Source organism: Asanoa sp. NPDC050611 (assembly GCF_040654855.1).
In the GTDB taxonomy this organism is placed as follows: Bacteria; Actinomycetota; Actinomycetes; order Mycobacteriales; family Micromonosporaceae; genus Asanoa.
Genome location: NZ_JBFAIU010000289.1, coordinates 1 through 9,824 on the forward strand (window position 1 = coordinate 1; position 9,824 = coordinate 9,824).

Sequence of the window (9,824 nt, forward strand, 5' to 3'; positions counted from 1 at the left end):
CACCGACCGGCCCGGCGCGCTGACCAACGACTTCTTCGTCAACCTCGCGGACTTCGGCGGCACCACGTGGGCGCCGACGTCCGACGAGGAGGAGACGTTCGAGGGTCGCGACACGGTCAGCGGCGAGCTGAAGTGGACGGCCACCCGCGCCGACCTGGTCTTCGGCTCGAACTCCATCCTGCGTGCGCTGGTCGAGGTCTACGCGGCCGACGACGCCCAGGAGAAGTTCATCCGCGACTTCGTCGCCGCCTGGGCCAAGGTCATGGACCTGGACCGGTACGACGTCGCCTGACGTAACCCTGGAAAGGCGCCGCGCGAGTCTTCGTGCGGCGCCTTTCCGTCTCTCAGTCGCCCGATCGCTCGCGGTCCGCGGCGCGGCCCAGGGCCGTCAGGCGGGCGTTCTGTTCGCGCCAGTGCACCAGGGCCGCGGCCGCCCCGAGCGCGGCCAACGGCACCAGCACCAGCAGGGTCCACTGGATCGGCACCAGGTAGACCGGGTGTCCCATGTGGCCGTTGGAGTAGGCCCAGCCGCTCAGCGTCAGGCGGATCTCCGCCACGAGGGCGACGACGGGTGCCGTCAGCGCCAGGATGCGCCAGCGCACGGCCGCGGGCGCCGTCAGTGCCGCCGCGCCGGCGGTCACGGCACCCGCGGCGACGATGGCCACCCACAGGTAGAGGCCCAGCTCCGACGGGCGCTCCAGGCCGAACCACACATAGAACGTGCCGCCGTCGTACGTCGCTTCCTGCGCGGCGTGGTTGAGCGTCCGGATGGTCTGCACCGCCACGATGCCGGCCAGGAACACCGCCAGGCGGCGCCACCGCAGCACCGCGAGAGCCTGCCGGCGAGGCGCCGGGACGCTGAGCGTCGCCGCGGCCACGATGCCGAGCGTGAGCGGCCAGAACAGGACCTGGACGGTGCCCACCGGCTCGATCTGGTACTGCCGGGCGACGAGCACCGCCTCGCCGACGACGGTCGCCCAGGCCAGCAGGGCGGCGGGCCGCCGCAGCCCGGCCAGCACGGCGAACACGACCGCCGCCCAGCCGAGGGCGCGCAGGTATTCGGAGGCGGGCAGCACGAAGGCGTAGCCGACGACGGGATCGAGCAACCGGACGATCCGCTGCGACAGCAGGGCGAGCGCCGCGAGGAAGCCGAACACGGCGGCGGCGTCGCGCCAGGCGGGACCGACGACCGTGGTCGCCGCCGCGCCGGCCCGGGTGCGCAGTCCGGAGAGGACCAGGTTGGCGGTCTCGCCCAGGGTCGGGCGGCGCTGACCCGGGCGGGCGCCCGCGACGAGCACCGCGACCATCTCCTCCTCGTAGACGCGGCGGTGCGACCACGGGTACGACGCCAGCAGGCGACGGTAGCGGCGTTCGAGATCGGCGCTCATGCCAGCCCCTCCGCGGGCAGGCGGCGCAGCCGGGCGGCGGCAACGTTCGCGTTGCGGCGCAGGCGGGCGGTCTCGTCGGCCAGACGTTCCGCGCCCACGCCGGTCAGCCGGTAGTAGCGGCGGAGCCGGGACTGCACCACCTCTTCGCGGTCGACGGCGATGAGCCCGTCGGCACGCAGCCGGTCGAGCACGGAGTAGAGCGTGCCGGCGCGCAGCCGCACGCGGCCTTCGGAGATGCGCAGGACGTCCTCGATCACCCCGTAGCCGTGCTGCGGCGCGGCCGCCAGCGCGGTGAGGATCAGAAACGTCGGCTCCGTCATCGGACGGTCAGTCATGGACGCTGAATATATCGGCATCCGGTATATGCCGCCAGCCTCAGGTGGGCAGCTCCTGGCCCGACTGCTCCTTGACCATGTACTCCGCGTACCAGTCCGGCCAGTTCGGGTCCTCCGCGCCGATGCGCTTCTCGTGCTCGCCGTGCGCGGCCGAGGCGCGGCGCATCGCGGCGGCCAGGTCCGCGATCGACGTGTACGTCGTGGTGTTCGGGTCGACGCGGCCGGGCAGCCGCGCGGTCACCTCCTGGAGCAGCCAGGTGTTGCCGTCCGGGTCACGGAACGCCGCGTACGAGCTGTAGCTGCGCCGGTCCGGGTCCACCCCGTCGGCCTGCCCGCTGCTGGTCAGGTGGTAGATCTCGTCGACCTGCACGCCGTGCTCGACCAGCTTGGCCCGGGCGTCCTCGATGTCCGTGACCGCGAGGTAGGTGTTCTGCGCGGAGCCGGGCGGGGCCGTCGTCTTGTTGACGCCGAACTGCACCGAGCACGTCGAGCCCGGCGGCGTGAACTGGATGACCCGGAAGTCGCTCCCGGAGAAGTCGGCGTCGAGCCGCCACCCGAGGCCCGCGTAGAACTCCTTGGCCCGATCGGGGTCCGCGACAGGGATGACGACCACTTCGAGCTTCATGTCGGCGGTCGCACTCATGGCAGCCTCCAGCTAGGGTCGATGTTGTCGGTATTTGCCCAGTATGGCGCGGGGGCGCAGGGCGGGGGAGCAGCCATGCCGGAACTGGTCGGGCAGACCGTCGTCGTGATCGGTGGCAGCGCCGGCATCGGGCTGGAGACGGCCCGGCGGGCCGCGGCCGAGGGCGCCGGCGTCGTCATCACCGGCCGGGACCAGGACCGGCTGGACCGGGCGGCCCAGGAGACCGGCGCGTGGCGGACCGCCGCGTTCGACGTCACCGACCCGGCCGCCGTGGCGGCTTTCTTCCAGGGCCTCGACGGCCCCATCGACCACATCCTCATCACCGCCGGCGGTCCGAAGTACGGTCCGATGCTGGAGATGGACCCGGCGGACGTCCGCGCGGTGCTCAGCGACCACGTGACGATCGCCCTCGACGTCGCCCGTAACGCGACACCGCAGATGCGGCCCGGCGGCACCCTGCTGCTGATGGGCGGCACCGGCGGCCGGCGCGTGCGCCGCGACCTCGGCATCGTGTCGGCCGCCACCGCCGTGCTGCCGCCGTTCACCGCCGCCCTCGCGCTCGAGCTGGCGCCGGTCCGGGTCAACCTGATCGCGGCGGGCTTCGTCGACACACCGCTGTCGGCCGTGCTGCTCGGCGACCAGATCGAGGAGCGCCGCGCCGAGCTGCGGGACACGCTGCCGATCGGCCGCGTCGTCGGACCTGCGGACGTCGCCGCGCTCGCCGTGCACGTCATGACCAACACCGCGCTGACCGGCGCGACGTACGACATCGACGGCGGGCAGCAGTTCACCTGACAGTCGATCATGGACAGTCGCCCTCGGACGGGTTGACGCCGGCGATGCACACGGACATTGTTGGCTGTTACCTGTCGGTTCGACGAGAGGCGATGGATGTGAACGGAAACGTACCGCCCATCCAGGTTGCCGGATGGAAGGTCGACGATCCCCTGTCGGTGGTGTCCGACTACTGCCGCGCCCACGCCGGGACGCTGCGCCGCTACGACTTCCTCGCCGGCTCCGCGGACGCCCTGACGCCCGAGCTGGTCACGGCGACCACGGCGATCCACAGCCGGATCGGTCGCCCGCAGGCCGCCTGGCTGCTGACGAAGTCCGCGAGCGCGCCGTGGGCCAAGGTCGACCGCGAGGCCTTGCTGCGGGACGCGGACCCGATGGCCGCCGGCGCCCTCTACGAGGACGCGGAGCTCCTCTACGCGCACTTCTACCGTGACCGGCCGCGGGACATCGACCACGCGACGATCAGCAAGGCCCTCCACCTCACCCGCCCCGGTTTCTTCCCGATCCTGGACCGGCGGCTGCTCCAGCTCTACCACCAGCGGGCCCGGGCGGTGGCCCGCGACCTGACGGACCAGCGCCGCGACCGGCGGTGGCCCCGCCGCACGTACTGGGCGGCGATCCGTGCCGACCTGCTGCTCGCGTCGGACGCGCTCGACGAGCTGCGCACCGCGATGCGCGCCGAGGGCGACCTCGTCAAGGAGGCCGCCGACCGGCTCAGCGACGTCCGCCTGCTCGACGTCCTCTGCTGGTCGGTGGGCAGCCGTTACTGAGCCGGTCGACGCCCGGCGCCGGGTCAGGCCGACATCCCCGAGTACGTCAGCCACCGCTCCCGCGGCGACAGCCGCAGCCGCACCCGGCCCGGGCCGACCAGGCGCATGTCGGCGAGCTGCTCCAGCGTGCGCTCCTGGGCCCGCTCGGCCACCTCGTTGAGCACGGCCTGGGCGTCGGCGACGTCGCGCGGCGCGTGGGCGAGCAGCACCACCAGCTTGGCCCGCCCGCGGACGACGTCGCCCCGGCCCACCCGCGCCTGGGCGTAGGCGACCTCGGTGTGCTCCGCGTACGGCGCCAGGTTGTCGGCCACCATCGACAGCAGCAGCGGCGAGCCGACCGTCCGGTTGGGCAGTTCCCAGCGCAGCCAGAGCGGGTAGGGCACGCGGCCCGTGACCGAGGCGCCGGTGCGGCGGCTGGACTGCGGGAACGAGCACCGCATCGGCGGGCTCAGCGCCACCTTGAACCCGGCGAACGCGTCCTGGTCACCGTGGTCGGCGCCGTCCGCGTCGTAGAGCCGGCAGCGCTCGCCGATCAGCTTGACGCCGTCGTACCAGCCGCCGGACCAGGCGGGCGCGGCTGTGTCGGCCCCGTCGGCCAGCGGCAGCACGAGGTTGATGAAACCGATCTTGCGTACGCTCGACACGGCCGCCGCCAGCACGCCCGCGCCGCTGGTCCGGATCTGGGCGATCACGTCGGCGGCCATGCCCAGCCGGGCCGGGCCCAGCACGGTCGCGACCACCGCGTGCTTGGGCAGGTGCATCGGGGTGTCCGGGAACATCCGGGCCCGGACCTGGCGGTAGCGCTCGCGGTCGAAGCCCCGGATCGTGAACCACTCGCCGGGCACGCGGTTGAACCGCCGGTCGTTGAGCTTCAGGCCCAGGCCGTACTCCTCGGCCAGCGCGACCAGCCCCTGCTCGAAGTCGAGCCGGGCGGTCGGCTCCTGCGGGTTGACCGCGACCGACAGCCGCACGCACGGCCCGATCGCGTCCCGCAGCCGCTCGTGCGAGCCGTCGCCGCGGGCCGAGACCTGCTGGTCGATGAACGGCGCGACCGGCGTGTGCAGGTGCACGATCGGGCCACGGCCGTGTTCGAGGGCGAGCTGGCAGGCCCGCGACAGCACGACGCCGGTCAGCAGTGTGTCGCGATAGGACGGTGCCCAGTGGGTGCTGTTCAGCGTCAGCAGCGCGTCGATCCGGCGGTTGGGCTCGTTGAGGAAGCCGGGGTTCGGCACGGAGAATCCGTCGTACGCGTAGGTCTCCGCCCGGTCGGTCGCCCGGGGCGCACCCAGTTCGAACGGCTCGCTGAACACGGTCGCGGGCGTCGGCCAGGCGCACACGCCGACCGCCAGGCCCGCGACCGAGAAGAGCCAGAAGTCGCTCGGCCACTGGGCCAGCTCGTGCAGCGGCGGCTCGAACGCCGGCACCGGTCTGGTCAGGCCGTTCGGGTTGAACCCCGCGGGCCCGTGGACGAGCCGCAGGCGCACGGACGACGTGTCGGCACCGGCCGCCTCGGCCGCGATCGTGGCCAGCTCCGAGAACCTCGAACCGTGCATGTCACACCTCACCGCGCGCGTCGAAGACGGCGTCCGGCGCGTACGCCCGGCCGTGCCGTCGTTGGGTGGCCCGCAGCCAGCGCGGCAGCCGCGCCGACCCGGGCACGGGGCTGCGCCGCCGGGCCCGGCGCGCGACGAACTCGACCAGGCAGCACAGCAGGATGACGCCGAGCACCGCCGTGCCGAGCTGGAACGCGCGGGTGATGCCGAGGTCGGTGTGCACGGCGCCGGCGGCGATGGCGAGGCCCGTGGTCACCACGACCGAGGCGATCGCCAGCGACCGCTGGAACTGGCGCAGCTGGCCGAGCACCGAGTGCGTGCTCGGCAGGTCCAGCCGCGCGATCAGCAAACCGGGCACGAGCAGGAGGACCGCCACGACCGCGTCGGCCTGCTCCGGCACGGAGTGCGGCGTGATCGCTCCAGAGTAGAGCCACGCCAGGCCGCCGGTCAGCAGCGTGCCGATGCCGAGCACGACGAAGGCGAGGCCGGCGACCACACGGGTGATGCTCTCCAGCAGCGCCGGCGCCTCGTCGGCCAGGGAAAGGTAGGCGACCGCCCGGACCGGCTGTGTCGAGTGTGGACTCAGATCGACGCCCGGGCGCCGCCAGTGCGCGTGCGCGCCGTGTTCGCGCGGGTCGTTGTCGGTGGTGATGTCGTGGCCGAGCTGGTACTCCCGGATCCCCGCGGCCAGCGCGGGCAGCGCCGTGCCGGCCAGCGGACCGCGGGCGAGGTGCCGCATGCCGTCCGCCGAGTAGTGCGCGGCGAACGCGGCCAGCACGGGCACGGAGCAGTCGCCCCGGCCGAGCGCCGCGACCACCTCCTCGCCGCTCATGCTCTGCGGCTGCGCGGCGGGCAGCGCCGTGCCGAGCGACCGGTGCCGTTCGGCGATGTAGCGCCGATAGCTGGTCAGGTCCGTCAGCCGCCGCCGGCCGATCTCCGCCAGCCGGGACGCGATCCCCTGCAGCTCCAGCTCCAGCAGCTTGCGGTGCGGCGCCTGCCCGGCGCGGGCCTCGGCGAGCATCTCGACGTCCTCGGTCAGCGCCTGCACGAAGTCGTCGTCGACGTCGCTGGAGAGCACGAACCGCCGGACGCTGACCTCCTCGTTGACCTCGACCGTGAGGTGGTAGGCGCCGACGGACCGCGGGATCGCCGTCTCGTACTCGACGACGAACTCGCGGTTGACCGGCAGCACGCTCTGCACGAAGCGCTGCAGGGGTGCGCGCGGCCGGCGGCCCGGCAGCAGCGGCGCGTCCCACATCAGGAACCGGCGCGGCTGGGCGGCGTCGAGCAGCACGATCAGCATGTACTGGCTGCAGGCCAGGCTGAGCAGGTGGGCGAAGGGCAACCGGATCCCGTTGCGGCCGTCGGCGGGCCACAGCTCGTCGAGCCCGGCCAGCGCGAGGTCGCGGACCGCCCGCGCGTCCGCCTCGCGCCCGTCGGCCGGCGAGCGCGGCATCAGGCGGGCGTAGTCGAGCGGGGTGCGCACGCCCGCCTCGGGCAGCGAGCCGGCCGTGACGAGCTCCGCCAGGGCCGCCTCGATCAGCCAGCGGGACCGCTGGTGGGTGTGCCGGAGCTTGTGGACGACCGTGTCCCGGATCGTCACGTCGCGGTGCGCGTCGATCAGCATCGCGAACAGCCGGACGAACGCGGCGGCGGTCACGCGGTTGGAGTCGCGGTGGGTGAACCGCGGCACCACCTCGCCGGTCGAGTCCTTGACCACGACCGGCGCCAGGTCGCTGCGGCTGTAGCGGGAGATGGGTATCCACAACGCGGCGCCGCGCCGGCCGTCCGCCGGTGCCATGATCCGCCGGCGTTGGGCGTCGGCGATCGCCTGGAGGTCGACGTCGACGCTGACGGAGCGGGTCATGTGCCCGCGGTCGATCAACGTGAGGTGCTCCGCGACCCGCGGCACGTGGTCGAGCCGCAGCGACAGGTCCATCAGGGCCAGACCGAGAGCCGCTTCCCGCTGGGTGTACGTGGACGGGGCGGACGGCACCGGCAGCGTCTCGATGAGCGCGCGGAGGTCGCGGAACGGATCAGCCCGGGCGGCCGCGTCCGGCACGCCGGTGAGCCTCCCCGGGACTCGCATGGCTGGCCTCGCCTTCGGGTGCGTGTCTCGTGAACCTATGTGACTCGGACACCGACGGCTACCGATCGATACGTCGGATGTCCGGAAGCGGACAGGTCGCCGGCCACGTCGTGCAGCAGCCGAGGCGCAGCGGCCCGGTGCCGGCGGCGAGCGGATGGTCGTCGGGCAGCACGACGACCATCGGGTCGGTGAGCAGCGGGTGCAGGCGGACGTGTTCCGGCGGCGCGGGCGGCTGGTCCCAGGCCGCGATCACCGCGAGGTCGAGGTCGCCGGCCGCCACCGCCGGCATGCCCTGGTCGGAGGTGATGTCGACAACCGAGAGGTCGGCGTCGGTGTGCCGGTGCCGCAACGCCTAGCTGGGTCATCCTCAGGTCGTACGTCGCGCCGTCACTGGTGCGACTCGCGGGCGTCGTGCCCGGTCCGGTCACGCGCCTAGCGTCGAGGGCATGATCGAAGTGACCGGACTGACCAAAGTGTACGGTCGGACGCGCGCCGTCGAGGACCTCTCGTTCACGGTGCGCCCCGGCCAGGTGACCGGCTTCCTCGGGCCCAACGGCGCCGGCAAGTCCACGACCATGCGGATGATCGTCGCCCTCGACCGGCCCACCGCGGGCCGGGCGACCGTCGGCGGGCGGCCCTACCGCGACCACCGCGCACCGCTGCGCGCGGCCGGCGCGCTGCTCGACGCCCGCGCCGCGCATCCCGGCCGGACCGCCCGCGACCACCTGGTCGCGCTGGGGCACACGCACGGCATCCCGGCGGCCCGCGCCGACGCGCTGCTCGACGAGGTGGGCCTGGCCGCCGCCGCCCGGCGCCGGGCCGGCGGCTACTCGCTCGGCATGCGCCAGCGGCTCGGCGTCGCGGGCGCCCTGCTCGGCGACCCGGCCGTGGTGCTCTTCGACGAGCCGGTCAACGGCCTCGACCCCGACGGCGTGCTCTGGATGCGCACGCTGCTCAAGCGCCTCGCCGCGCAGGGGCGGACCGTACTGGTCTCCAGCCACCTGATGAGCGAGATGGCCGTCACCGCCGACCATCTGCTGGTCATCGACCGCGGGCGGCTGCTCGCCGACACGTCGCTGGACGCGCTGATCGACCGGGTCGGCGTGGACCGGGTGTTCGTCCGTGGCCCGCGCACGGACGCGCTGCGCGACCTGTTCCGCGCGCACGGCGCGGCGGTCGCCGACGACGGCGCGGGACTGCTGGTGACCGGGCTCGACGTCGACGCGATCGGGTCCGCGGCGACGGGTCAGGGGCTCGTGCTGCACGAGCTGACGCCGCGCCGGGCGTCGCTGGAACAGGCCTACATGGAGCTGACGCGGACGGGGGAGCGGGCATGACGGGGCTGACGCTGCACGGCGTGGTCCGTGCGGAGTGGACGAAGCTGCTGTCGCTGCGGTCCACGCGGGTGGTGTTCGCCGCGACCGCGGTGCTGACCGTGGTGTTCGCGGGGTTCATCGGCTGGAACCAGGCGCGGTCCGGCGATGCGCCGACCGTGGCCGGCGCGTTCCTCCCGATCGACCTGTTCTCCCTCGTGCTCGGCGTCTTCGGGGTGCTGACGATGACCGGCGAGTTCAGCTCCGGCCTGGCCCGGGCGACGTTCGCGGCGGTGCCCGCCCGGCTGCCGGTGCTCGGCGCCAAGGTCGTGGCGCTGGCCGCCGTCACGCTGCCGGTGCTCGCGGTCACCTGCGTCGCCGCGCTGCTGGCGAACCAGGCCTTCGCGCACGGTGACCGGATCACGCTGGGCGACGCCGGCGTCCTACGGGCCACCGCGGGAGCGGCCGCGGCGCCGCTCGCGATGGGCCTGGTCGGGCTCGCGGTGGGCACGCTGCTGCGGCACACGGCACTGGCGATCACGGTGTTCGTGGCGGCGCTGCTCGTGCTGCCCGCGATCCTGCCGGCCACGCTGCCGGACCACGTCGCCGGCGACGTCCTGCGGTTCGTGCCCGTCGCCGCCGGCCAGGCGCTCTACGCGACCGGACCGGACGGGGGACCGTTCGACCTGCTGGCGCCGGGCGCGGCCGCGCTGGTCCTGGCCGGCTGGGTGGCCCTGCTGCTGGCCGCCGCCGGCATCGCGCTGGGCCGGCGGGACGTGTGAGGTCTCGTACCCTCGTGGGCATGAGGCGGACGGTGGGCGACGTCGCGCTCGTCGCGGTGGTCGTCGGGCTCGCCGCGGCGGTCCTGGCCGGCCGGGCGACCGTCGCCGGTCCGGCGCAGCCCGCGCAGTGGGTGGCCGTCGTGCTGGTCCCGTTGC

The 9,824-nt window shown here is 73.9% G+C and carries 10 protein-coding genes and 1 pseudogene; 5 read left to right on the plus strand and 6 right to left on the minus strand.

Going from position 1 to position 9,824, the window contains the following annotated elements:
• Nucleotides 1-292: pseudogene (locus AB0H87_RS31825) on the plus strand (catalase-peroxidase); the annotation flags it as partial.
• Nucleotides 293-344: 52 nt separating this feature from the next.
• Here AB0H87_RS31825 and AB0H87_RS31830 read toward each other — a convergent pair.
• From AB0H87_RS31830 to AB0H87_RS31840, 3 genes are read right to left on the minus strand one after another with little or no spacing between them, the layout of a single operon-like run.
• A complete protein-coding gene (locus AB0H87_RS31830) occupies nt 345-1,388 on the minus strand; it encodes a hypothetical protein (RefSeq protein WP_360153981.1) in 1,044 nt (347 codons plus the stop codon).
• Nucleotides 1,385-1,723 (minus strand): helix-turn-helix transcriptional regulator, encoded by a 339-nt coding sequence (locus AB0H87_RS31835; protein WP_360153984.1) that lies wholly within the window; start codon nt 1,721-1,723, stop codon nt 1,385-1,387. Before AB0H87_RS31835 ends, AB0H87_RS31830 begins: the two co-directional genes overlap by 4 nt.
• A gap of 40 nt (nt 1,724-1,763) precedes the next feature.
• The gene (locus AB0H87_RS31840) at nt 1,764-2,366 is read right to left on the minus strand and encodes a VOC family protein (protein WP_360153987.1); all 603 of its coding nucleotides are present in this window, start codon (nt 2,364-2,366) and stop codon (nt 1,764-1,766) included.
• Nucleotides 2,367-2,441: 75 nt separating this feature from the next.
• Here AB0H87_RS31840 and AB0H87_RS31845 point away from each other — a divergent pair, with 75 nt between their 5' ends.
• Both AB0H87_RS31845 and AB0H87_RS31850 read left to right on the plus strand, forming a co-directional pair.
• Nucleotides 2,442-3,161, plus strand: coding sequence for an SDR family oxidoreductase (locus tag AB0H87_RS31845; protein ID WP_360153990.1), 720 nt, complete (start codon nt 2,442-2,444; stop codon nt 3,159-3,161).
• A gap of 92 nt (nt 3,162-3,253) precedes the next feature.
• Nucleotides 3,254-3,931, plus strand: coding sequence for a DUF6308 family protein (locus AB0H87_RS31850; protein ID WP_360153993.1), 678 nt, complete (start codon nt 3,254-3,256; stop codon nt 3,929-3,931).
• 23 nt (nt 3,932-3,954) lie between these two features.
• Here AB0H87_RS31850 and AB0H87_RS31855 read toward each other — a convergent pair whose 3' ends face one another.
• The 3 genes from AB0H87_RS31855 to AB0H87_RS31865 are packed head-to-tail and all read right to left on the minus strand — an operon-like array spanning nt 3,955 to nt 7,922.
• Nucleotides 3,955-5,484, minus strand: coding sequence for a hypothetical protein (locus AB0H87_RS31855; protein WP_360153996.1), 1,530 nt, complete (start codon nt 5,482-5,484; stop codon nt 3,955-3,957).
• 1 nt (nt 5,485) lies between these two features.
• Nucleotides 5,486-7,573: a hypothetical protein gene (locus AB0H87_RS31860; protein ID WP_360153999.1), complete on the minus strand. Its 2,088-nt coding sequence runs from the start codon at nt 7,571-7,573 to the stop codon at nt 5,486-5,488.
• Between the two features lie 58 nt (nt 7,574-7,631).
• Entirely contained in the window at nt 7,632-7,922 is a 291-nt protein-coding gene (locus tag AB0H87_RS31865; protein WP_360154002.1) for a LysR substrate-binding domain-containing protein, read from the minus strand.
• A 97-nt stretch (nt 7,923-8,019) separates the two neighbouring features.
• On the opposite strand from AB0H87_RS31865, the gene AB0H87_RS31870 reads away from it, so the two are divergent.
• The gene (locus AB0H87_RS31870; RefSeq protein ID WP_360154005.1) at nt 8,020-8,910 is read left to right on the plus strand and encodes an ATP-binding cassette domain-containing protein; all 891 of its coding nucleotides are present in this window, start codon (nt 8,020-8,022) and stop codon (nt 8,908-8,910) included.
• A complete protein-coding gene (locus AB0H87_RS31875) occupies nt 8,907-9,668 on the plus strand; it encodes a hypothetical protein (RefSeq protein WP_360154008.1) in 762 nt (253 codons plus the stop codon). The genes AB0H87_RS31870 and AB0H87_RS31875 overlap by 4 nt, the downstream gene beginning before the upstream one ends.
• Nucleotides 9,669-9,824: the final 156 nt, after the last annotated feature.